Origin of the sequence: Bacillus sp. REN3, assembly GCF_017912555.1 — a bacterium.
GTDB lineage: Bacteria > Bacillota > Bacilli > Bacillales > Cytobacillaceae > Mesobacillus.
This window is the reverse complement of sequence record NZ_JAERSD010000037.1, coordinates 1-24,198: the sequence shown is the minus strand read 5'-3', so window position 1 is coordinate 24,198 and position 24,198 is coordinate 1. Positions and strand designations below refer to the sequence as shown.

At 47.5% G+C, this 24,198-nt stretch carries 25 protein-coding genes; all 25 read left to right on the top strand.

From position 1 onward, the window contains the following. The first annotated feature begins 291 nt into the window (after positions 1–291). The 25 genes from JJQ88_RS20185 to lysS all read left to right on the top strand — a co-directional run bounded on the left by JJQ88_RS20185 (position 292) and on the right by lysS (position 23,795). Positions 292–480 carry a hypothetical protein gene (locus JJQ88_RS20185; RefSeq protein ID WP_210367842.1) on the top strand — a complete coding sequence of 63 codons (189 nt, stop codon included), beginning with the start codon at positions 292–294 and terminating at the stop codon, positions 478–480. Between the two features lie 186 nt (positions 481–666). Continuing rightward, positions 667–855, top strand: coding sequence for a hypothetical protein (locus JJQ88_RS20180; protein ID WP_210367841.1), 189 nt, complete (start codon positions 667–669; stop codon positions 853–855). Positions 856–1,041: 186 nt separating this feature from the next. Then, positions 1,042–1,230 carry a hypothetical protein gene (locus tag JJQ88_RS20175; protein WP_210367840.1) on the top strand — a complete coding sequence of 63 codons (189 nt, stop codon included), beginning with the start codon at positions 1,042–1,044 and terminating at the stop codon, positions 1,228–1,230. Positions 1,231–1,376: 146 nt separating this feature from the next. Beyond that, complete coding sequence (locus JJQ88_RS20170) at positions 1,377–1,667, top strand: hypothetical protein (RefSeq protein WP_210367839.1); 291 nt, start codon at positions 1,377–1,379, stop codon at positions 1,665–1,667. A 147-nt stretch (positions 1,668–1,814) separates the two neighbouring features. Then, positions 1,815–2,084: a hypothetical protein gene (locus JJQ88_RS20165; protein ID WP_210367838.1), complete on the top strand. Its 270-nt coding sequence runs from the start codon at positions 1,815–1,817 to the stop codon at positions 2,082–2,084. A 625-nt stretch (positions 2,085–2,709) separates the two neighbouring features. After that, a complete protein-coding gene (gene spoIIE / locus JJQ88_RS20160; RefSeq protein ID WP_210367837.1) occupies positions 2,710–5,184 on the top strand; it encodes a stage II sporulation protein E in 2,475 nt (824 codons plus the stop codon). A 71-nt stretch (positions 5,185–5,255) separates the two neighbouring features. Then, the gene (locus JJQ88_RS20155) at positions 5,256–6,017 is read left to right on the top strand and encodes a vWA domain-containing protein (protein WP_282597740.1); all 762 of its coding nucleotides are present in this window, start codon (positions 5,256–5,258) and stop codon (positions 6,015–6,017) included. Continuing rightward, entirely contained in the window at positions 5,986–6,987 is a 1,002-nt protein-coding gene (locus JJQ88_RS20150; protein WP_210367835.1) for a protein kinase domain-containing protein, read from the top strand. Before JJQ88_RS20155 ends, JJQ88_RS20150 begins: the two co-directional genes overlap by 32 nt. 175 nt (positions 6,988–7,162) lie before the next feature. After that, positions 7,163–8,542 (top strand): tRNA lysidine(34) synthetase TilS, encoded by a 1,380-nt coding sequence (gene tilS, locus JJQ88_RS20145; RefSeq protein WP_210367834.1) that lies wholly within the window; start codon positions 7,163–7,165, stop codon positions 8,540–8,542. Between the two features lie 24 nt (positions 8,543–8,566). Next, complete coding sequence (gene hpt, locus JJQ88_RS20140; protein ID WP_210367833.1) at positions 8,567–9,106, top strand: hypoxanthine phosphoribosyltransferase; 540 nt, start codon at positions 8,567–8,569, stop codon at positions 9,104–9,106. A gap of 117 nt (positions 9,107–9,223) precedes the next feature. Further along, entirely contained in the window at positions 9,224–11,209 is a 1,986-nt protein-coding gene (gene ftsH / locus JJQ88_RS20135) for an ATP-dependent zinc metalloprotease FtsH (RefSeq protein WP_210367832.1), read from the top strand. A gap of 244 nt (positions 11,210–11,453) precedes the next feature. Beyond that, on the top strand, positions 11,454–11,657 hold the full coding sequence (locus JJQ88_RS20130) for a hypothetical protein (RefSeq protein ID WP_210367831.1): 204 nt from the start codon (positions 11,454–11,456) through the stop codon (positions 11,655–11,657). 590 nt (positions 11,658–12,247) lie between these two features. Continuing rightward, positions 12,248–13,030: a type III pantothenate kinase gene (locus JJQ88_RS20125; RefSeq protein ID WP_210367830.1), complete on the top strand. Its 783-nt coding sequence runs from the start codon at positions 12,248–12,250 to the stop codon at positions 13,028–13,030. 31 nt (positions 13,031–13,061) lie between these two features. Further along, entirely contained in the window at positions 13,062–13,940 is an 879-nt protein-coding gene (hslO, locus tag JJQ88_RS20120; RefSeq protein ID WP_210367829.1) for an Hsp33 family molecular chaperone HslO, read from the top strand. Between the two features lie 21 nt (positions 13,941–13,961). After that, positions 13,962–14,846, top strand: a complete 885-nt coding sequence (locus tag JJQ88_RS20115; RefSeq protein WP_210367828.1) for a peptidyl-prolyl cis-trans isomerase — start codon at positions 13,962–13,964, stop codon at positions 14,844–14,846. 198 nt (positions 14,847–15,044) lie between these two features. Then, on the top strand, positions 15,045–15,974 hold the full coding sequence (cysK, locus tag JJQ88_RS20110; protein WP_210367827.1) for a cysteine synthase A: 930 nt from the start codon (positions 15,045–15,047) through the stop codon (positions 15,972–15,974). 354 nt (positions 15,975–16,328) lie between these two features. Beyond that, complete coding sequence (locus tag JJQ88_RS20105; protein ID WP_246861318.1) at positions 16,329–17,747, top strand: anthranilate synthase component I family protein; 1,419 nt, start codon at positions 16,329–16,331, stop codon at positions 17,745–17,747. Next, the gene (pabA, locus tag JJQ88_RS20100; RefSeq protein ID WP_210367825.1) at positions 17,731–18,333 is read left to right on the top strand and encodes an aminodeoxychorismate/anthranilate synthase component II; all 603 of its coding nucleotides are present in this window, start codon (positions 17,731–17,733) and stop codon (positions 18,331–18,333) included. Before JJQ88_RS20105 ends, pabA begins: the two co-directional genes overlap by 17 nt. Further along, positions 18,333–19,211, top strand: coding sequence for an aminodeoxychorismate lyase (gene pabC / locus JJQ88_RS20095; RefSeq protein WP_210367824.1), 879 nt, complete (start codon positions 18,333–18,335; stop codon positions 19,209–19,211). The genes pabA and pabC overlap by 1 nt, the downstream gene beginning before the upstream one ends. A 64-nt stretch (positions 19,212–19,275) precedes the next feature. Continuing rightward, positions 19,276–20,049, top strand: coding sequence for a dihydropteroate synthase (gene folP, locus JJQ88_RS20090; RefSeq protein ID WP_246861321.1), 774 nt, complete (start codon positions 19,276–19,278; stop codon positions 20,047–20,049). Then, positions 20,042–20,401 (top strand): dihydroneopterin aldolase, encoded by a 360-nt coding sequence (folB, locus tag JJQ88_RS20085; RefSeq protein WP_210367822.1) that lies wholly within the window; start codon positions 20,042–20,044, stop codon positions 20,399–20,401. The genes folP and folB overlap by 8 nt, the downstream gene beginning before the upstream one ends. A gap of 2 nt (positions 20,402–20,403) precedes the next feature. Beyond that, positions 20,404–20,931: a 2-amino-4-hydroxy-6-hydroxymethyldihydropteridine diphosphokinase gene (folK, locus tag JJQ88_RS20080; RefSeq protein ID WP_210367821.1), complete on the top strand. Its 528-nt coding sequence runs from the start codon at positions 20,404–20,406 to the stop codon at positions 20,929–20,931. Then, complete coding sequence (locus tag JJQ88_RS20075; RefSeq protein WP_210367820.1) at positions 20,883–21,101, top strand: helix-turn-helix domain-containing protein; 219 nt, start codon at positions 20,883–20,885, stop codon at positions 21,099–21,101. The genes folK and JJQ88_RS20075 overlap by 49 nt, the downstream gene beginning before the upstream one ends. Positions 21,102–21,116: 15 nt before the next feature. Continuing rightward, the gene (gene dusB, locus JJQ88_RS20070) at positions 21,117–22,118 is read left to right on the top strand and encodes a tRNA dihydrouridine synthase DusB (RefSeq protein ID WP_210367819.1); all 1,002 of its coding nucleotides are present in this window, start codon (positions 21,117–21,119) and stop codon (positions 22,116–22,118) included. 192 nt (positions 22,119–22,310) lie between these two features. Then, on the top strand, positions 22,311–23,795 hold the full coding sequence (gene lysS, locus JJQ88_RS20065; protein ID WP_246861317.1) for a lysine--tRNA ligase: 1,485 nt from the start codon (positions 22,311–22,313) through the stop codon (positions 23,793–23,795). Positions 23,796–24,198 lie beyond the last annotated feature (403 nt).

The window sequence follows — 24,198 nt, the reverse complement described above, 5'->3', positions numbered from 1 at the left end:
GTTTGATGAGGAGGGACTGAAAGTAAAAGAGGAAGCCAGGAAGGCTCCCTCTTTGAAATCAGTTTCTTACTCTACCAAATTTCTTATCATCTATTTTGGTAATTGAGAGAGGATTGGCAGGATGACCCGGACTCGTTGAATATGTTATGCGGGAAAGGTGAAGCCCTGCAGAGAGCGGGCAGCCCGGAGCGGGAATCAACCCGGGTTCGACTTCCATAATGTTAAAGGGCAATATTTGATTTTTGGAAGAAATTAGGCAAACGGGAGAATACAGCACCTGATTGGGAGAATATGCTGTCCGATTGGGAGAATCCGGCACTTCATGGGGAGAATACGCTGGTTGATTGGGAGAATCCGGCACTTCATTGGGAGAATACGCTGGTTGATTGGGAGAATCCAGCACTTGATTGGGAGAATGTGCTGGTTGATCGCATTTCGCCTGCAAATAAAAGCGGAATTTCGGGTTTTGACTGTAATTAGCTGGTCGGTTAGTGAACAATTTTCCAAAAAGGCAGCAGTTAAACAGACATCGTCAGTCAACAAGTCAGTTGTTTGGTGACCAAACATCTATTTTCCGCAATAAACTCCGGCTTTTGGCGGGTCTTGAGAGGACCATTTTGGAAGAAATTGGACAAACGGGAGAATACAGCACCTCATTGGGAGAATATGCTGTCTGATTGGGAGAATCCGGCATTCGATTGGGAGAATATGCTGTCTGATTGGGAGAATCCGGCATTCGATTGGGAGAATATGCTGATTGATTGGGAGAATCCAGCACTTGATTGGGAGAATGTGCTGGTTGATCGCATTTCGCCTGCAAATAAAAGCGGAATTTCGGGTTTTGACTGTAATTAGCTGGTCGGTTAGTGAACAATTTTCCAAAAAGGCAGCAGTTAAACAGACATCCTCCGTCAACAAGTTAGTTGTTTAGTGACCAAACATCTATTTTTCGCAATAAACTCCGGCTTTTTGCGGGTCTTGAGAGGATTATTTTGGAAGAAATTGGACAAACGGGAGAATACAGCACCTCATTGGGAGAATATGCTGTCTGATTGGGAGAATCCGGCATTCGATTGGGAGAATACGCTGGTTGATTGGGAGAATCCGGCACTTGATTGGGAGAATACGCTGGTTGATTGGGAGAATCCGGCACCTGATTGGGAGAATGTGCTGGTTGATCGCACTTCGCCTGCAAATAAAAGCGAAATTACGGGTTTTGCTTGTAATTAGCTGGTCGGTTAGTAAGCATTTTCCAAAAGGGCAGCAGTTAAACAGACATCCTCCGTCAACAAGTTAGTTGTTTAGTGACCAAACATCTATTTTCCGCAATAAACTCCGGCTTTTGGCGGGTCTTGAGAGGAGTATTTTGGAAGAAATTGGACAAACGAGAGAATACAGCACCTCATTGGGAGAATATGCTGTCTGATCGGGAGAATACGCCACCTCATTGGGAGAATATGCTGTCTGAATGGGAGAATACGCCACCTTATCGGGTGAATATGCTGTCTGAATGGGAGAATACAGCACCTTATCGGGTGAATATGCTGTCTGATTGGGAGAATCCGGCACATGATTGGGAGAATCCAGCACTTGATTGGGAGAATGTGCTGGTTGATCGCATTTCGCCTGCAAATAAAAGCGGAATTTCGGGTTTTGACTGTAATTAGCTGGTCGGTTAGTGAACAATTTTCCAAAAAGGCAGCAGTTAAACAGACATCCTCCGTCAACAAGTTAGTTGTTTAGTGACCAAACATCTATTTTTCGCAATAAACTCCGGCTTTTTGCGGGTCTTGAGAGGATTATTTTGGAAGAAATTGGACAAACGGGAGAATACAGCACCTGATTGGGAGAATATGCTGTCTGATCGGGAGAATACGCCACCTCATTGGGAGAATATGCTGTCTGATCGGGAGAATACGCCACCTGATTGGGAGAATATGCTGTCTGAATGGGAGAATACGCCACCTTATCGGGTGAATATGCTGTCTGATTGGGAGAATCCAGCACTTGATTGGGAGAATGTGCTGGTTGATCGCATTTCGCCTGCAAATAAAAGCGGAATTACGGGTTTTGCCTGTAGTTAGCTGATCGGTTAGTGAACAATTTTCCAAAAGGGCCATATTAAACATACGTCTTAGGTTAATTAGATAGTAATTTAGCTAGCAAACCTCGGTTCCGGCTACGATTTTGATGGGCTTTTAACTTTTCGGATGCCTTTTTGGCTTACCTCGTTTTCCTTCTTCCTTTGGGGAATCTGGTTGACTCTCTGAAAATCGGTCCTATTGATCGTACCAATAGTGGCGCAGTATCTGTATAACTTGCCAGGTTGGCTTCGTCGTTTTCGTTTGGATGTTAATGGTCTCACTGAGGGCAGAGTTAATCACCGCCAACCAAAGTTGGTTCCAAACTGCGTCTTATTTGCAGTTAAAGAGACTCACCACCTCGATGTGCTGTTCCATCCATTTAAACGAATGTTAGTAAGGTTGACGCTTCTTATGCCGGAGATCTTTTAAACCTATTTATCCAGGGAATCCACCTATTTGCAAATAGGCTGACGGCTGGTGAAAAACGGGTTATTTCGAGGAATTGCATTATTTTCTGGGAAATGAGTCGAACGAAACTTATCTGCTTGTCCCTATTTTTGACAAACTTTTGAAATTCACACTTCTATAATAATCAGCAACGATAAAAAAGCGGGGAGTGTATTGAATGCAAAAAGTAGAAAGGAACATGATGGAGCCGATCAGCGAGGTTCATTTCGAAGATTCCAGGTTCCGGTTGGAAAGAGGCATGGCAAAGCTGCAGTCCAAAATAGAATCGATTCTGGTCAAGAGGGGCTATCTTTTTCTTTTCATCGGGTTTTTGCTGGGAAGGGCGTTGATCCTGGCGAAACTGACCCCATTCAGTTTGCCGTTTTTTGCAGCTGTATATTTGATCAGGAAGGATCGCGCCCCCATTGCGCTATTTGGTCTGGTCGCGGGCGCTGCGACACTATCACTTGGCGATGCCGTGTACACTTTTGGTTCGCTCATCCTATTCCTACTGATCTATCGTTTGACAAAGAAATGGTTCAATAATGGCCTCAAGGTGTTACCTTTTTATATTTTTTTCACGATTTTTGCGGGTAAACTGCTGAAAGCATTGATTATGACAGGTACCATTTCGCTGTATGAAGGTATGATGGCAGGAGTGGAGGCTGGTCTCAGCCTTGTATTGACATTCATCTTCCTGCAAAGCATCCCGTTATTGATGACAAGCAAACGCAAGCAGTCCTTGAAAACAGAGGAAATTGTCTGTTTGATCATCATGCTAGCTTCGGTGATGACCGGCACGATCGGCTGGTCACTGTACGAATTGTCAATAGAGCATGTAATGTCCCGCTATCTGGTGCTCCTATTTGCATTTGTCGCGGGCGCCACGGTCGGATCGACAGTCGGGGTGGTAACCGGCTTGATTTTCAGCCTTGCGAACGTTTCGAGTTTTTTCCATATGAGCCTGCTCGCATTCTCGGGTTTGCTTGGCGGTTTGCTGAAGGAAGGCAAAAAGCCGGGGGTGGCTTTAGGACTCTTCATTGCTACGCTGCTGATCGGCATGTATGGAGAAGGAGGCGGGGCACTCAGCAAGACGATGATGGAATCGGCGGCAGCGGTGCTGTTGTTTTTCCTGACTCCTCAATCACTTACATCCAAAATGGCCAAATACATTCCTGGAACACCTGAATACACAGCAGAACAACAACAGTACATGAGAAAAATGCGGGATGTCACCGCCCAGCGTGTCGTCCAGTTCTCCAATGTGTTCGAAGCGCTGTCAAAAAGCTTCACTACCTTGCATAGCCAGGATGAGACGATTGAAACGGACCGGGATCTGGATTATTTCCTGAGCAATGTCACTGAGAAGACATGCCAGACCTGCTTCAAAAAGGATCATTGCTGGACAAGGAACTTTAATACAACATATGACTATATGAGCGAGATTATGCACGAAATGGACCAGCATTCAGGGAATGTCCATCCGAAGCTTTCAAGGGAGTGGGACAGGCATTGCACTCGTTCGAAAAAAGTGATGGAAATCATGCAGCAGCAATTGACGTATTATCAGGCTAACAAGAAGCTGAAGAAGCAGGTGCAGGAAAGCAGGCGCCTTGTTGCAGACCAGCTGCTTGGCGTCTCTGAGGTAATGGGCGATTTCGCGAAAGAAATCCAGCGCGAGCGAGAAAACCACCATAAACAGGAGGAACAGATCCTCGATGCCCTGCAGGGGTTCGGCATCCATATCGAGCACGTGGAAATTTACAGCCTTGAACAGGGAAATGTCGATATTGACATGACCATCCCTTATTGCCAGGGACATGGAGAGTGCGAAAAGCTGATCGCCCCGATGCTGTCCGATATCCTTCAGGAAAACATCCTTGTGGATTCCGAAGAATGCTCGACTTTTCCGAATGGCTTCTGCCATGTTACATTCCGCTCTGCCAAGGCTTATATCGTGACAACAGGTGTCGCCCACGCGGCAAAGGATGGCGACCTTGTTTCAGGGGACAGCTATTCAACGATTGAGCTGAGTGGGGGGAAGTATGCAATCGCGATCAGTGACGGGATGGGCAATGGCGAAAGGGCACATTCCGAAAGCAGGGATACCTTGCTGCTGCTCCAGCAAATCCTCCAATCAGGAATAGAGGAAAAGGTCGCGATCAAATCAGTGAATTCCATCCTGTCGCTCAGGACAACAGATGAGATTTTTTCGACCCTTGATCTCGTCGTGATCGATTTGCAAAACGCTTCCTCAAGGTTTTTGAAAATCGGGTCGACCCCAAGCTTTATCAAGCGTAACGGCAAAATCATCAAGGTCCAGGCGAGCAACCTGCCGATGGGCATCCTCCAGGAATTCGAGGTCGATGTCGTCGGCGAACAGCTGAAGGCGGGAGATTTGCTGATCATGATGAGCGATGGTGTCTTTGAAGGGCCGAAGCACGTCGAAAACTATGACCTCTGGATGAAACGGAAGATCAGCGAACTGGAGACCGATGATCCTCAGGCAATCGCTGATTTGATCATGGAGGAAGTCATCCGTTCGCGGGGCGGTTCGATAGAGGATGATATGACAGTCGTAGCTGCTAAAATCGACCATAACATCCCCAAGTGGGCATCGATTCCGGCTGCGAATCATCTGAAGAGGGCATAACCCATTACGATGAACCATTCTGGTTTCTTCTATGTATATTTCCCTGGTACTTCGTCGAAAATGGTTAACAAATGAAACGAAGAGAGGGGATTATCATGAAAACGGGTACCATCAAACAAATTTTGCTCATTACAGATGGCTGTTCAAATCAGGGGGAAGACCCTGTCGCGATGGCCGCCTTAGCAAAGGAACAAGGGATTACTGTGAATGTGATCGGTGTAATGGAGCAAGATGTCATCGATGACCAGGGGATGAGGGAAATTGAAGGGATTGCCATGTCAGGCGGGGGCGTCAGTCAGATTGTCTACGCCCAACAGCTCTCGCAAACTGTCCAGATGGTCACAAGGAAGGCAATGACACAGACGCTGCAGGGCGTCGTCAATAAGGAACTGCAGCAAATCCTTGGCGGGGGCAGGACAGTAGAGGACTTGCCGCCAGAACAGCGAGGCGAGGTCATGGAGGTTGTCGATGAGTTAGGGGAAACAGTGGAACTGGAAGTGTTGATTCTTGTCGATACGAGTGCCAGCATGAAGCATAAGCTCCCGACAGTTAAAGAAGCTTTGCTCGACCTGAGTTTGAGCCTGAATGCAAGGTCAGGCGATAATCGTTTTTCTGTCTTTGTATTTCCCGGGAAAAGGAAGGATGTCGAAAAACTGCTGGATTGGACGCCTAAACTGGAGTCACTGACGTCCATTTTCGCCAAGCTTACGACAGGGGGAATAACTCCGACAGGTCCGGCCATTCGCGAGGCGCTTACCTATTTCAATAAAAAAAGATCGTTAAGGAGCCTTCTCTCACGTGATGATGAATCCTTCTTTGAAGAATCTGTGTAAAGTCATTCCTGGCACGATCATAGACGGGAAATGGCATCACAATCGCTATACGATCATAAAGGAACTCGGTTTCGGAGCAAATGGAATTGTTTATCTCGCGAGGCACAATGATGCGCAGGTCGCATTGAAGATGAGCGATAATGGAATGTCGGTCACCTCAGAGGTCAATGTATTGAAATCTTTTGCCAAGGTCCAGGGATCTGCCCTCGGGCCTTGTTTGCTCGATGTCGATGATTGGGAGCGCCCGGGAAAGAAGGTCAGCTTTTACGTGATGGAATTCATTAAGGGGCCGGATCTTCTGACTTTCCTGCAGCAAAAAGGAGCGGATTGGACAGGAATCATGATCCTCCAGCTTTTGGCTGATTTACAGCTTTTACATGAAAGTGGCTGGGTGTTCGGTGATTTGAAGCCCGATAATCTGATTGTCACTGGTCCGCCTGCGCGGATCCGCTGCATTGATGTCGGCGGGACCACTATGCAGGGAAGGTCAATCAAGGAGTTTACGGAATTTTTCGACAGAGGGTACTGGGGGCTTGGAAGCAGGAAGGCAGAACCGGGTTATGACCTTTTCGCCGTCGGGATGATCATGGTCAATACCGCTTATCCGGGACGTTTTACGAAGAAATCCGGCGGTATTAACGAAATCATGGCAAAGGTCCGGCAAAGCCGCGATTTGCAATACTATGAATCAATCATCCAGAAAGCACTCACAGGTAAATACAGGGCGGCAAAGGAAATGCGCCAAGAGATCCTCGGGCTCCATCAGCCTGGCTCCCCACACGGGAGCCATACGCGCAGGCCTGTCCGGCCAGCTGGACAGAGCTCGCAAGCCGGCCCCGCTCTGGGAGCAAATAAAACGAGAGTAAGGTATAATAAGAGAAAGAAGAAGTCTTCCGTACTTGAAACGGTAACGATTATTCTTGTTATCTCACTATTGTATTTTATTTATATCTATAGCCAGATTACATAAAAATATTGAAACCTTTTTGGTGCTGGAACGTATGAAAGGAATCGATCATTATTTTTGATTATACCCTTTAAAAAGGGACACCTTAAAAAGTTTTAAATGGTGAAAAAGAACGATTAATCGGATGCCGGCAAGGGTAAAGACTTAAACCAGTACCGATCTGTAAGGAAGAGCGAGAATGATTGAATCGAAGGTCAACGCCTTTTTAAAAAGACACTTTTTTGAGTTGAATGACAAATCGATAGCTGTTGGCGTATCCGGAGGCCCTGACTCGCTCGCGCTGCTCCACTTTTTGTCGGAGCAGCGCGAAAGAAAGTCACTGAAGCTCGTCGCAGTCCATGTAGACCATATGTTTCGCGGCAAGGAGTCATACGAGGATGCGCTATTCGTTAAGGACTTTTGCGAGCAACAGGGCATTGCTTTCGAGATGGCCAGGGTCGATGTTCCGGATTACATGAGCAGGACCGGCCTGAGTTCCCAGCAGGCTGCCCGCGAATGCCGGTATCGATTCTATGAGGAAGTAATCGAAAAACACGAGCTTGGCTACCTGGCTCTTGGACATCATGGAGATGACCAAGTAGAAACCGTACTGATGCGGCTTACCCGCGGCAGTTCCGGGAAAGCCCGCGCCGGTATTCCTTTCATGCGGGAGTTTGGCAAGGCGAAGATTTTCCGGCCTTTTTTGTGTTTGTCACGGACGGAAATAGAACAATATTGTGCTGCCAATGGCCTTGAGCCGCGGATTGATCCCAGCAACAGCAGGGAATCCTACAGCAGGAACCGTTTCCGCAAAAGGGTCTTGCCTTTTTTGAAGGAAGAGAACCCTTCTGTCCATGAACATTTCCAGCGCTTCAGTGAAGAGCTTCAGCTTGATGAAGATTTTCTTGTTGAATTAACCCGTGATCAGTTGAATACAGTAATGAAGAAAGAAGATGGCCGGGCTACCATCGATATTAGTTCCTTTCTGCTAATGCCAATGCCTTTACAAAGAAGAGGGATTAAACTAATATTAAACTATCTTTACAAAGATCGACCTGCTTCTCTTTCCGCTATACATATTGAAAAGATTTTTTCAATAATGCGTAGTCCCCATCCATCTGGAACGCTTGATTTCCCCAGCGGTTTAAGAATCATACGATCGTATGGTAATTGCCACTTTCAATTGAATCCACCTGCAAGGCGAGAGTATTGTTTCGAGATTTCCGGAGCAGCCAAACTTTTTCTGCCGAATGGTGATGTAATTGAAGCGCAAACGGCGGCCGATGTTCCCGGCGATCCTGGCAGGGAGCACTTTATCGTCGATTTGCAGCAAACAGGCATGCCGCTGTTCATCCGGACGAGGCAAAAAGGAGACCGGATGACATTGAAAGGGATGAAGGGCTCGAAGAAGCTGAAGGATATTTTCATTGATGCGAAAATCCCGGTGGACGAGCGGGACGAATGGCCGGTAGTCACAGACCGCGAAGGCAGGATTTTATGGCTTCCGGGTCTGAAGAAGTCGAGCCATGAGGCAGTTCAAGGAAACCAGTTATTATTATTAACCTATATAAAGCATTGATATTTTCCAGGGGGCACTATAACCATGAAGAATGACATTAAAGAAGTACTGTTTACCGAAGAAGAAATCCAGGAAAAGACGAAAGTGCTTGCCGCACAGTTGACTGAAGACTACAAGGACCGCTTTCCGCTTGCGATTGGTGTCCTGAAGGGTGCAATGCCTTTCATGGGCGACTTGCTAAAGCGTGTCGATGCCTATCTTGAGATGGATTTCATGGATGTTTCAAGCTATGGCAATTCAACAGTATCATCCGGAGAGGTGAAGATCCTCAAGGACCTGGATACTTCTGTGGAAGGACGGGACATCCTGATCATCGAGGATATCATCGACAGCGGCCTGACTCTCAGTTACCTTGTTGAATTGTTCAGGTATCGCAAAGCGAATACAATCAAGATCGTCACGCTTTTGGATAAGCCGACAGGCAGAAAAGCCGATATCAAAGCTGATTATGTCGGATTTGTTGTCCCTGATGAGTTTGTGGTAGGGTATGGTCTTGACTATGCTGAAAAATACCGTAATCTTCCATATATTGGAGTGCTCAAACCTGAAGTTTATTCGAAGTAATCGACTGGTTTTGATTTCTGCTGGCCGATGCGCTCAACAAATGTTAATTTCTTGTATTTGGTTATTTTACTGTGATACTATTTAGTATAGTTTGTCTACCGTGGGAGGAGGTAAGGGATGAATCGGATCTTCCGTAATACCATCTTTTATTTATTGATATTTTTAGTCATTATTGGCGTCGTTAGCTTTTTTAATGGCAATAACGCACCAACAGAGCAAATCTCTTACGATAAATTCATGCAGCAGCTGGAATCCGGCAATGTGAAGAACGAGCTGACATTGCAGCCTGAACGCGGTGTGTTTGAAGTAAGGGGCCAGCTTGAAGGATATGAGGAAGGAAAGTTTTTTGTTACGTATGTATGGAATAACCCGGATACCCTGAACCGGATTGAAGAGGCTGCGAAAGAAGCAGACGTCACGATCAAGCCGGCGAAGGAAACAAGCGGTTGGGTCACATTTTTTACATCGATCATTCCATTCATCATCATTTTCATTCTGTTCTTCTTCCTTTTAAACCAGGCTCAGGGCGGCGGAAGCCGTGTCATGAACTTTGGGAAAAGCAAAGCGAAGCTTTACAATGAAGAAAAGAAAAAAGTCCGCTTCAAGGATGTCGCAGGTGCGGATGAAGAGAAGCAAGAGCTGGTGGAGGTCGTTGAGTTTCTGAAGGATCCCCGCAAGTTCTCAGAGCTTGGGGCCCGCATTCCAAAAGGTGTTCTTTTGGTCGGACCTCCAGGTACAGGTAAAACCTTGCTTGCGCGTGCTGTCGCTGGAGAAGCTGGCGTGCCGTTCTTCTCAATCAGCGGTTCCGACTTCGTGGAAATGTTCGTCGGTGTCGGTGCATCGCGTGTGCGTGACTTGTTCGAAACAGCAAAAAAGAATTCTCCATGTATCATTTTCATAGACGAAATCGATGCAGTCGGCCGCCAGCGTGGCGCTGGTCTTGGCGGAGGACATGATGAGCGTGAGCAAACGCTTAACCAATTGCTTGTTGAAATGGACGGCTTCGGAGCGAACGAAGGAATCATCATCATCGCCGCAACGAACCGCCCGGATATCCTTGACCCGGCATTGCTGCGTCCAGGACGTTTCGACCGCCAGATCACAGTTGACCGCCCGGATGTAAACGGCCGTGAAGCTGTCCTGAAGGTCCATGCAAGGAACAAGCCGCTTGATGAATCAGTGAACCTGAAAAACATCGCGGCAAGGACGCCCGGATTCTCGGGTGCCGATCTTGAAAACCTGCTGAACGAAGCTGCGCTTGTGGCTGCGCGCAGGAATAAAAAGAAAATCGATATGCTCGATCTTGATGAAGCGACCGACCGTGTCATTGCCGGTCCAGCAAAGAAAAGCCGTGTCATTTCCGAAAAGGAAAGAAAGATTGTTGCTTTCCATGAGGGCGGACATACAGTCATCGGCGTTGTCCTTGAGGATGCGGAAATGGTCCACAAGGTAACGATTGTCCCTCGCGGACAGGCGGGCGGCTATGCTGTCATGCTTCCAAAAGAAGACAGGTATTTCATGACGAAGCCAGAGCTTCTTGATAAGATCACAGGCCTGCTGGGCGGACGCGTAGCGGAAGAGATTGTCTTCGGCGAAGTCAGCACAGGTGCCCATAACGACTTCCAGCGCGCCACTGGCATCGCCAGAAGGATGGTAACGGAGTTCGGCATGAGCGACAAGCTTGGTCCGCTGCAATTTGGCCAGGCACAGGGGCAGGTATTCCTTGGCCGTGATTTGAACAATGATCAAAATTACTCCGATGCGATTGCCTATGAAATCGATCTTGAAATCCAGCGCATCATCAAAGACTGCTATGAACGCGCAAGAAACGTTCTGACCGAGCATCGCGACAAACTGGATTTGGTTGCGAATACTTTGCTGGATGTGGAAACACTTGATGCTGATCAAATCAAGCATTTGTTTGACCACGGAAAGCTTCCCGACCGCCCTGTGAGCAGTTCGAAGGACCTTGAGTCAAATGATGATATGAAAGTAACGATTAACACCAAGAAGGATGAACTGCCTGCAATCGAGGAATCTGACAAAAAGGTCGATGAAGTGATCCAGGATCCGCCAGCAATCGATGAAAAACCAAAAGAATAGATAGTTTGAACGAGGTCTCCAAAAAACAAAACTTTTTGGGGCCTCTTTTTCTTTGTCTTGTAAAGCAACAAATTGATTTGCCCTTCAGGCACTCCGATTTCGGCGGGCATGCCGGGGAGCATCCTCGGCGATATGTGTCTGCGGGGGGTCTCTTCATGCTCCGTCCTCCCGCAGGATACTGAATGTGAGATTCTAAGAATGCACCTGTTTACGAAAAATACAGTAGCATTTACGAGGTGTCGCCGTGCCTTCGCTCCAATCAACAGGATATTCGATTATCCTCCCAATCGACCTTGCGTTCATCATCCTGCTACACCATTTAAGCAGGATCGTTCAGAAAGCTGTAGAACAGCAAGACCTATTAAGCAGCCGGGATAAGGTCTTTCCGCCGTCCATCCGAAGCGCGGGAATGGTCCAGGCTCGATCCAGCTTCGACATTGCCGCCTGATTAGGGCTCGGCTTTGCCTTTCCGAGAGCCTGTTTGGGCCCAATCGGCCCTGGATCGTTCCCGTTTTGCCTTTCCGAGAACCCCGTTTGGCCCAATCAGCCTTTGATTGTTCTCATTTTGCTTTAACGAATCCGTTTGCGCACTACCTGTCCCCGATCGTTCCCGTTTTGCCTTTCCTTTCCAAGACCCGTTTGGGCCCAATCGGCCCTTGATTGTCCCCATTTTGCTTTAGCGCCCCCCGAATGCGCCCACAAGCTGTCCCCAATCGTTCCCATTTTTCCTTTGCAAAACCCCATTTGGACCCTATCTGGCCATGGCAGCTCCTGCAGCGCCATCTCCGATAATTAATACTTCTGCCTGTTTCATGGCTTGATAACCTCCTGGATTCACATGGGTCGTATTGATGATCCAAAAGACCGAAATTAATGGGTTTTTAGGAGGATATGGACAGCCTTGCCGAAGTTCCTTCGTGAATAGTACCTGGGCTCGCTTGTTTTATAAAAAGATTTTCTATTTAGTTGTTTTTTATTGATTGTGTTATGATATTTCCAGTATTGTTTCAGAAAACTAATAATAAGTTGGTGAGTAGCTTGATTTTTGTTTTTGATGTTGGGAATACCAATATTGTACTTGGTGTATATGAGCAGGATAGATTGAAACACCATTGGAGAGTTGAGACAAACCGCCACCGAACCGAAGACGAATTCGGGATGATCATCAAATCCCTTTTTGACCATGTCCAGCTGTCTTTTTCAGATATAGATGGAATTATCATATCCTCTGTTGTGCCGCCAATCATGTTCTCGCTTGAGAGGATGTGCCAAAAGTACTTCCATATCAAGCCGTTATTCGTCGGCCCTGGAATCAAGACGGGCCTCGATATTAAGTACGAAAATCCAAGGGAGGTCGGGGCGGACAGGATTGTCAATGCGGTAGCGGCGATCCACGAGTATGGCAGCCCGCTCATCATTGTTGATTTCGGGACAGCGACAACCTATTGCTATATCAATGACCATAGCCAGTATATGGGCGGGGCGATCGCTCCAGGGATCAATATATCGACTGAGGCACTATATTCGCGTGCAGCGAAATTGCCGAGGATTGAAATCGGCAGGCCGGATGATGTCCTCGGAAAGAACACCGTTTCCGCCATGCAGGCAGGCATTGTTTATGGATATGTAGGACAGGTTGAGGGTATCGTTAAACGAATAAAGGCTAAAAGCCCGGTGGAGCCAAAGGTCATTGCTACGGGCGGTATGGCTAACCTCATTGCGCAGGAATCCAATGCCATCGATGTCGTCGATCCTTTTTTGACTTTGAAAGGACTGCAGTTGATTTATAAACGCAATTTGGATCACTCAAAGCACAGTTAATGGAATTTGCAGCATGAAGGGAGAAGAAAGAATGAGCGATTATTTAGTAAAGGCTCTTGCATTCGATGGCCAGATAAGAGCGTATGCCGTGAAAAGCACGGAAACAGTTGGAGAAGCGCAGCGCCGCCATTACACATGGCCTGTTGCCTCTGCCGCGCTTGGCCGTGCGATGACAGCAGGCGTGATGATGGGCGCGATGCTGAAAGGTGAGGATAAATTGACAATCAAGATAGAGGGTGGCGGACCGCTTGGGCTGATCCTTGTTGACAGCAACGCCCGGGGCCAGGTAAGGGGCTATGTCTCCAACCCGCACGTCCATTTTGATTTGAATGAGCATGGGAAGCTTGACGTCAGGCGAGGCGTTGGAACAGATGGCACGCTCACCATAGTCAAAGACCTTGGAATGCGGGATTATTTCACAGGGCAGGTGCCAATCATTTCCGGTGAACTTGGCGAGGATTTCACCTATTATTTCGTGACGTCTGAACAGGTGCCTTCTTCTGTAGGAGTCGGGGTTCTCGTAAACCCGGACAATTCGATCAAGGCGGCGGGTGGATTCATCATCCAACTGATGCCGGGAACAGACGATGAGACGATTACCTACATCGAAAACCGGCTGAAGGAAATCCCACCAGTCTCGAAATTGATAGACAAGGGCTTGTCCCCGGAAGAATTGCTTACGGAATTGCTTGGCGAGGAGAATGTCAAAGTCCTTGAAACAATGGAGGTTGCCTTTGAGTGCAACTGTTCGAAGGACCGTTTCGGCAATGCGCTGATCAGCCTTGGTTCCGAAGAGATCAGGGATATGATTGATACTGAAGGCCAGGCAGAAGCACACTGCCATTTCTGTAATGAAAAATATCTTTTTTCAAGAGAAGAACTTGAAGAAATAGAGAAAGAAGCAAAATAATGCGGTTCTGGGGGAAATAGAGTGGACAAAAAGCAGCTGTGGCTGGTCATTGCCGGATTAGCGATCTTGAATGTCATTACGCTTACGTTGCTGCTGGTCAAGCCTTCCTTCCTTGATGGGAACAAGGAAGCTGTCGCGACGATTGGCAAAGAGGCCATTTCCCGGCAGGAGTGGCTGAATGAACTTGAAGAGCGGTATGGGGAAGAAACACTCCGGGATATGATCGACCAGAAAGTGGTCAAGCAGATGGCTAACGAATATGATCTGAAAATTTCCGACAAGGCGATCGAACGGGAACTGACGATCTATAAAGCGATGTACTCATCTGCCGGCGATGATCCCAAAAGCGAAGAAAAATGGAAAGAGCAAATCAAGGTCAGTCTCCTGCTTGAAGAACTATTGACGAAGGATGTAAAAGTGCCAGAGAAAGAGATGAGGGGATTTTACGAACAAAATAAAAGCATGTTCGAGATTCTCCCTTCCTATCACCTTTCACAAATCATCGTCGATTCAAAGAAAGAGGCAGATTCAGCGATCCAGGAGCTCAAGGACGGTTCCAGTTTCTCAGCGCTTGCAATGGAACGTTCGATTGATGAATTTTCCGCCAACAAGGGTGGGGACATTGGCTTTATCAATGAAGAGGATGAGCAGGTCGCCCCTCAGGTTATCAAGGCTGCAAAGGAGCTAAAACCAAAGGAATGGGCAGGCCCTGTGAAATTGGAGGCTGGCTATGCGATCGTGTATCTTCACGAAAAACTTGAGGGTAAGAAATATTCCTTCAAGGATGTGAAAAACCAGATACGCAGACAGATTGCACTCGAGCAGATGGATGTTCCTGTTTCTGCCCGCGCGTTTTGGAAGGAAGCAGACGTCAGCTGGTTTTACGGGGAAGCAGGAAAGAAATGATACAGCAGGAGGCACTGGATAACGTCCAGTGCCTTTTCCAATCCCTGTTTAGCCATCCTTGAAATAGGATAGTTTAAAAAGGTGGGCAAAAGGCTGAATTTTAGCCAGAGAGAGTTCGATCTGATTGACATAAGTCTAAAGACTTGGTACATTTTTTATAAAACCAATTAAAACAGTCGGATTAAAGGGGCGGATAAAATGGTAAGGATCGCAAATTCAATTACAGAGCTAGTCGGCAGGACACCAATCGTAAAATTGAGCAGGCTTGTGGATGAGCATAGTGCGGATGTCTATTTAAAGCTCGAATATATGAACCCGGGAAGCAGTGTCAAGGACAGGATCGCACTGTCCATGATTGAAGACGCTGAGGAAAAAAACGAGCTGAAGCCCGGGGACACGATCATTGAACCGACGAGCGGGAATACAGGGATTGGCCTTGCGATGGTCGCCGCGGCAAAAGGCTACAAAGCCATCCTTGTCATGCCGGAAACAATGAGCATGGAACGCAGGAACCTGCTGCGCGCCTATGGCGCGGAACTTGTTCTGACGCCTGGTCCTGAAGGGATGGGTGGTGCCATCCGCAAAGCGGAAGAACTGTCCAGGGAACATGGCTATTACATGCCGCAGCAATTCAAGAATGAAGCAAATCCAGCTGTCCACGAAAAAACCACTGGACCGGAAATCGTCGAGCAAATGGGCGATCAGCTTGATGCGTTCATTGCTGGCATCGGTACAGGGGGCACCATCACTGGCGCTGGAAAAGTGCTTCGCGAAAAATATGACGGAATCAAAATCATCGCAGTGGAGCCAACTGATTCACCAGTGCTTTCAGGCGGAAAGCCGGGTCCGCACAAGATCCAGGGAATTGGAGCCGGCTTCGTTCCAGATGTCCTCGATACAAAGGTTTACGATGAAATTTTCAAAGTCGAGAATGAACAGGCATTTGAATATGCGCGCCGCGCAGCAAAAGAAGAAGGCATCCTTGGCGGTATTTCTTCAGGTGCTGCTATCTATGCCGCACTCGAAACTGCGAAGAAACTTGGCAAAGGGAAAAAAGTGCTCGCCATCATCCCGAGCAATGGCGAACGCTACCTGAGCACGCCGCTGTATCAATTTGCAGATAAATAAACGATTCAAGAGGCAGAGCTGTTAGCTTGCCTCTTTTTTTATGGCCGTGAAGATTTGATCGAGATGTGTGTTGGTGTATTAGCCCGCTAAGGGTTGGGTGCGTGGAGCCGTCCGGGCAATCCCGGTCTCGTCAATGTTCGAAGAGCCAGATAGAAAAGAGAGCTATATCCAGATATTGCGGCAAATTGATAGAGGAGAAGGATTATGCTTCTCCGGACATGCAGTTTCTGCTGGGAAATCCAGTCCCTTTCTGCCCCCGGTCTAGTCTGGATGAAACGCTGCTTAAAATTAAATAGGAAAGCTGGGCCCTGATAATGTATGATGGAAAAAGAGAAAAAACCAGGGGTGAATCACTTGCCGCAGTACAGCATCCAATCTTCATCGATTTCATTTTCTGCTTCACAATTCTTTGAGCAATACGGTCTGATTGCATCACAATATAAAGAACATGTCATTCTGGAAAGCGGCAGAGGCGGCCGCTACAGCATTGCAGCCTTCGGCCCGGAGATGATTTTTTCCGGGAAGGACCATTTCCTTACGGTTTTACAAAAGGATGGTTCGGTAACATCCTATGAAGGAAATCCGCTCGAACGAATGGAGGAACTGCTCGATTGTTTCCGCGCTGAAGCAGTCAATGGACTGCCGGATTTCCAGGGCGGGGCAATCGGCTATATTAGCTATGATTATGCCCGCTATATCGAGAACCTGCCCTCGCTCGCAAAAAATGATTTGGGCGTTCCGGAGGTATATTTCCAGTTGTTTTTCGAATGGTCTGTATTCGATCATCATACAGAGCGGCTCTGGCTGATGGCCCTGGCAGCGCCGGGGGAGGAAGTACATGCACGCGGCAAGATTGCGGAATGGAAGGAACGCTGGGAAGCTGATTTGCATGGAGACCTTCAATCCAGGACAACTGAGGCTCCTGATGGGTTAGAAGTTTCTATGAATGAAGATGAGTTCATTCAGGCAGTCGAGCGAGTACAGCAATACATTTCACAGGGTGATGTTTTCCAGGTCAATCTGTCTGTCCGGCAATCAAAGCCAGCTGGTAAGGATGTATTCGCGATCTATAAGCAGCTGCGCAAGCTGAATCCATCCCCGTACATGGGCTATTTGCATACACCAGACTTCCAGCTTGTGAGCGGTTCTCCTGAATTGTTAGTAAAAGTGAAGGGGACGGAAGTCAGCACGAGGCCGATTGCCGGGACAAGGTCAAGGGGCAAGACGGCCGAGGAAGATCTGGAGCTCGCCGAGGAATTGATCGGCAATGAAAAGGAAAGAGCAGAACACGTCATGCTTGTGGATCTTGAACGGAATGATCTTGGGCGCGTCTGCAAATATGGGTCTGTCGAAGTCAATGAGTTCATGGCAATCGAAAAATACTCGCACGTCATGCATATCGTTTCAAATGTCCGGGGAGAGCTTGCGGAAGACGTGGGGTGGTTACGCGTCGTCAATGCCGTATTCCCCGGCGGTACGATCACCGGGGCGCCAAAAGTCCGGACGATGGAGATCATTGAAGAACTTGAACCAGTGAGGCGAGGACCTTACACCGGATCGCTTGGCTGGATCGGCTTCAACGGCAATATGGAGCTCAATATCATCATCAGGACGATGCTGGTCAAGGATGGCATCGCACATGTCCAGGCAGGTGCGGGAATCGTGATTGATTCCATACCGGTTAACGAGTACAAGGAATCTTTGAAGAAGGCAATCGCTCTTTGGAAAGCGAAAGAGATTGCAGAAGGTGGAAGCGATGATTTTAATGATTGATAATTACGATTCGTTCACTTACAATCTTGTTCAATACTTAGGGGAAATGGGCGAAGAGCTGCGTGTCATGCGGAATGATCAGATCACGGTCAGCGGGATTGCCGAGCTGCAGCCGCAGTTCCTGATGGTGTCACCGGGACCTTGCAGTCCGGATGAAGCAGGAATCAGCCTCCAGGCGATCAGGGCCTTCGCAGGGAAAACGCCGATATTCGGAGTCTGCCTTGGCCACCAGTCCATTGCACAGGTTTTTGGCGGCGAGGTCGTGCGGGCGGACAGGCTGATGCACGGGAAAACCTCGATGGTCCATCATGATGGCAAAACAATTTTTGCTGGCCTGGACAATCCGTTCCCTGCCGCAAGATACCATTCCTTGATTGTGAAAAAGGAAAGCCTGCCTGATTGCCTTGAGGTTTCTGCATGGACCGAAGAAGGAGAAATCATGGCAATCCGCCATACATCCTATCCGGTCGAGGGAGTCCAGTTCCACCCGGAATCGATCCTGACGACATCCGGCAAACAGCTGCTGAGGAACTTCATTTCTTTTTATGAAAAATCTCCTGTGGCACACGGTGAGGGAGAAACATAATGTACATTTACATCAACGGGAATTTCGTCAGGCAAGAAGAAGCGCGCATTTCGCCTCTCGACCACGGATTCTTATACGGACTCGGTGTCTTCGAGACATTCCGTGTTTACAACCGCCATCCGTTTTTACTAGACGATCATCTTGAACGCCTGAATGGAAGCCTGAAGGCATTGAATATCCATGCCGCCTTCAGCCGTGAGGACATTGTGAAGATTCTCGAGGGACTGTTCGAGAAAAATGGCTTCCGCCATGCATATATCCGTCTCAATGTTTCTGCGGGCAATGGCGGAGTCGGCTTGCAGACAGAACCCTATTCGGAACCAAACCTGATCGTTTTTTCGAAACCATTGCCGGCTGCCGCTGGGATGACAGAAAAGGAAGCGGTCATCCTCAATTTGCAGCGGAACACGCCCGAAGGAACAGAGCGGCTGAAATCCCATCACTACATGAACAATGTCTTTGCCAAACGGGAACTTGGCGGCAGGATGGATGCTGAAGGTGTATTCCTCACGAAAGAAGGCTTCCTGTCGGAAGGAATCGTCTCGAATTTGTTCTGGTATAAGGAAGGGGTCCTGTTCACGCCAGCTGTCGGAACGGGAATCTTGAACGGTGTCACACGCAGGTTTATCATGAGCCTTGCTGAAAAAAACGGGGTGGAGATGCGCGAAGGCTTTTACAAATTGGAAGACGTCGAAGCAGCCGAAGAAATCTTCTTTACGAACTCGATACAGGAAATCATTCCGGTCACTATTTTTAACGGAACAGACTTTCCAGGAAAAGCTGGCCGGTTTGTTGGAAATATGCATGGATTCTATCAGGTCCATCGCGAATCGCTATGGAGCCGAAATGACATAAATGGAGGGGTCGCCCGTGAATAAAGGAAATTCAACTATCATACAGGCAGGTCCTTATTCATTGGATTTTGCTGAGAAAACATTGATTATGGGAATATTGAATGTAACGCCCGATTCGTTCTCCGATGGTGGAAGGTATGACCGCTTGCAAAATGCGACTGTCCACGCCAGGCAAATGGTCGCGGATGGCGCCGATATCCTTGATATTGGCGGAGAATCGACAAGGCCAGGCCATGAGCCGGTTTCAGCTGAGGAGGAACTGGGCCGCGTCATCCCCGCGATCGAAGCAATCACACAGGAAATAAAAGTCCCGATTTCCATCGATACATACAAAGCGGTAGTCGCGGAACAGGCGGTCAAAGCGGGAGCGGCCATCATCAATGATGTCTGGGGAGCAAAGGCTGATCCGGAAATAGCCGATGTAGCAGCGGAAACGGGTGTTCCAATCATTTTGATGCACAACCGCGATAACCGGGATTATCAGAATTTTATCCGCGATGTGCTCAATGATTTGTATGAGAGCATCATGATCGCGAAAAAGGCAGGTGTCGCCGATAGCCAGATCATTTTGGACCCTGGCATCGGCTTTGCGAAGGACCTCGCGCAGAACCTGGAAATGATGCGCCATCTTGATACGCTTGTTTCACTCGGCTACCCTGTGTTGCTCGGGACCTCGAGAAAGTCGATGATTGGGAATGTCCTTGACCTGCCTGTGACGGAAAGAATGGAAGGCACCGGTGCTACCGTGTGCTACGGCATCCAGAAAGGCTGTCAGATTGTCAGGATCCATGATGTGAAAGAAATGCATCGGATGGCAAGGATGATGGACGCCATGATGGGAAAGGGTGAGTTTTGTGGATAAAATACATGTGGACGAGATGGAATTTTACGGCTATCATGGGGTTTTTCCGGAAGAAACAAGGCTAGGCCAGCGTTTCGTTGTCAATCTGACTGTTGAGACCGACCTTTCGAAAGCCGGCCGGAGCGATAGCCTGGAGGATTCGATCAACTATGCGGACCTATACCAGACTTGCAAGGAGATAGTGGAAGGCGAACCATATAAATTGGTCGAAGCGGTTGCTGAAAAAATTGCCGAGGCGGTTTTGGAGCGTTTTTCAACAGTTGAGCTTTGCCATATAAAAGTGATCAAGCCAGACCCGCCTATTCCAGGTCATTACAAGTCAGTGGCAGTTGAAATAACAAGGGGCAGATGAGAGTGGAAAATATAGCATATATAGCACTTGGTTCCAATATGGGCGACAGGTTCGGGTATTTGAAAAAATCGATCCTTCTCCTTGAACAGCACGAAAAGATAAAAGTGGTAAATACTTCTTCGATTTATGAGACAGATCCGGTCGGCTTTACAGACCAGGCCCAATTTTTAAATATGGTGATCCAGGTGGAAACGGACCTTGAACCGCTAGGATTGCTCGATGTATGCCTTGGAATCGAGTTGTATCTTGGAAGAAAAAGGGAGGTTCGCTGGGGACCGAGAACTTTGGACCTTGACATTTTGCTGTATAATCAAGAAAATGTTGAAACAGAGAAGCTTACCATTCCGCATCCGCGGATGAGCGAACGCGCGTTTGTCATCCTTCCGTTGCTTGAAATGGACCCGGACATTAAGCTGCCCACGATGGACCAGCCGCTGAAATCCTGTTTACAAAGTATACCTGATAAAGAAGGAGTACGAATATGGAAGCAGAAAAATGGGGAAGACGTATTCGCGCTTATCGGAAGCTGAAGGGATTCACGCAGGAAAGCTTCGCGAAGGAACTAGGCATATCCGTTTCGATTTTTGGAGAGATTGAACGAGGAAACAGGCTGCCTGACGAAAGCCTTGTTATGAAAATAGCCGATTGCCTTGACATCAGTATAGATGAATTAAGCCCGAAGGAAGATAAGGTACATTAAATAAGGAGGCGCAGCATGCTTAAGATTGGCGACATCGAAATGAAAAACCAGGTCGTGCTCGCACCGATGGCTGGCGTCTGCAATTCAGCATTCCGCCTGACGGTCAAGGAGTTCGGCGCAGGGCTTGTATGTGCCGAGATGGTCAGTGACAAAGGCATTGTTTTACAAAACGATAAAACGATGGACATGTTGTATATAGATGAACGGGAAAAACCGCTGAGCCTGCAAATTTTCGGAGGGGAAAAGGAAACCCTTGTCCAGGCAGCGCAATATGTTGATAAAAATACGAATGCGGATATCATTGATATCAATATGGGCTGCCCAGTCCCGAAAATCACGAAATGCGACGCCGGCGCCAAGTGGCTGCTCGACCCAAACAAAATTTATGAAATGGTTTCAGCAGTTGTCGATGCAGTTGAAAAGCCTGTAACGGTAAAAATGCGCATGGGCTGGGACGATGAGCATATCTTCGCGATCGAGAATGCGCAGGCAGTTGAACGTGCTGGCGGAAAGGCAGTTTCCCTCCATGGGCGCACAAGAGTGCAAATGTACGAGGGGAAAGCTAATTGGGAAATCATCCGCGATGTTAAAGAGGCTGTTTCGATTCCGGTTATCGGCAACGGCGATGTCCAGACGCCACAGGACGCAAAAAGAATGCTTGATGAAACAGGTGTCGATGGTGTCATGATTGGGAGAGCGGCACTAGGCAACCCGTGGATGATTTATCGTACGGTCAAATACCTGGAAACAGGAGAATTATTGGGTGAACCGACTCCGCGCGAAAAAATCGACGTCAGCATCCTTCATCTGGATCGCCTGATTGCACTGAAAAATGAATACATCGCTGTCCGGGAAATGCGCAAGCATGCAGCATGGTACCTGAAAGGCATCCGTGGCAATGCCCTTGTGCGGAATGCGATCAACGAATGCTCAACAAGGGAACAGCTGGTCAGCCTGCTGATGGAATTTGCCGACGAGGCGGAAGCAAACGAACAAACGCAGCATCAAGTAGGATGATTGACAATCCCCTATGCATTTTCTATAATCTTAGTATTCAATGCAACTGCCAGTGGTATCAAACTGGCAGTTTTTATTCTATTTAGCGTTTTATAATGTGTGAACGGTGTGGTTTGTGTAAAATAATTAAAGTATCCACAAACTTGCTCAGCATTACATAATAAATTTATTTTATATATTGGAGTGAAAGACATGAGTCACGAAGAATTGAATGATCAGCTCAGAGTCAGAAGAGACAAGATGAATGCTTTGCGCGAAAAAGGCCTGGATCCATTCGGCAAACGTTTTGAACGAACTCATCTAACAGATGAGCTGATTCGCGAATATGGTGAACTGGATAAAGAAGAAATCGAAACGAAGAATGTTTCGGTAAAGATAGCTGGACGGATCATGACCAAGCGCGGAAAGGGAAAAGCGGGTTTCGCCCATCTGCAGGATTTGACCGGACAAATCCAGATTTACGTGCGCCAGGATGCTGTAGGCGAAGAGCAATATGGAATTTTCAACACAGCTGACCTCGGTGACCTTGTAGGCGTTGAAGGAACGCTCTTTAAGACGAAGGTAGGAGAATTATCAATCAAGGCGCAAAACTTCGTATTTCTTACAAAGGCGCTTCGGCCGCTGCCGGAGAAGTTCCACGGCCTGAAGGACGTCGAACAGCGCTATCGCCAGCGTTACCTTGACCTTATCACAAGCAATGAAAGCAAAACGACATTCATCAACCGCAGCCGCATCATCCAATCGATGCGCCGTTATCTTGATGAGCACGGCTACCTTGAAGTCGAAACACCGTTGATGCATTCCATTGCCGGCGGAGCTTCTGCCCGTCCATTTGTCACTCACCATAATGCACTTGATATGCAGCTTTACATGAGAATCGCCATCGAGCTTCATTTGAAGCGCCTGATTGTTGGCGGCCTTGAAAAAGTATATGAAATCGGCCGTGTATTCCGCAATGAAGGAATTTCTACTAGGCATAATCCAGAGTTCACCATGCTTGAACTTTATGAAGCATATGCTGATTATCGTGACATCATGTCCCTTACTGAAAACATGATTGCTGCCATTGCTGAGGATGTCCTTGACACAACCACTGTCAAATACGGAGAATATGAAATCGACCTCAAGCCGGAATGGAAGAGGCTTCATATGGTCGATGCAATCAAAGAGTACACAGGAGTCGACTTCTGGAAGCAAATGAGCACCGAAGAAGCGCGCGAGCTGGCGAAAGAGCACGGTATTGAAATCACAGAGCATATGCAATATGGCCATATTGTCAATGAGTTCTTTGAACAGAAGGTGGAAGAACACCTGATCCAGCCGACATTCATTTATGGCCATCCGGTAGACATTTCCCCGCTTGCGAAAAAGAATGAAGACGACCCTAGATTTACTGATCGGTTCGAATTATTCATCGTTGCAAGGGAGCATGCAAATGCATTTACCGAGCTGAATGACCCAATCGATCAAAGGGAACGCTTCGAAGCCCAGCTGAAAGAAAAAGAACAAGGCAATGAGGAAGCTCACGAAATGGATGAAGACTTCATCGAGGCACTTGAGTATGGAATGCCGCCAACAGGCGGACTCGGAATCGGGATTGACCGATTGGTCATGCTGTTGACCAATTCCCCGTCGATCAGGGACGTCTTGCTGTTCCCATTAATGCGCCATCGTTGATGAATTGTGAAAGCAAAGCGGCTTAGCGCTTTGCTTTCGTTTTTTTTGATGGTAAATCGGTTTCTGAGTAAGAGGATAAATGCGAATTATCTTTCTTTTAATTTCATGAAAAAAATTGTTGCCTCGGAAATGTAAAGATGCTATATTAATATCTGTTGCTGCAAGCAAGTCAGCAAGCAATAAAAAAGAATTAGAAAAACTTATTGACATCGGGTTATTGCCCTGATAATATATAAGAGTTGCTTCTAACGGAGCGGCGAAATCAAAATTGCTCTTTGAAAACTAAACAAACAAGCGTCAACAAACAATAATCATCATGGCTTCTATATGAAGATCATGAGCCAACGTTTTTTTATTATGAGCTAACTCATACTCTTTCTTGGAGAGTTTGATCCTGGCTCAG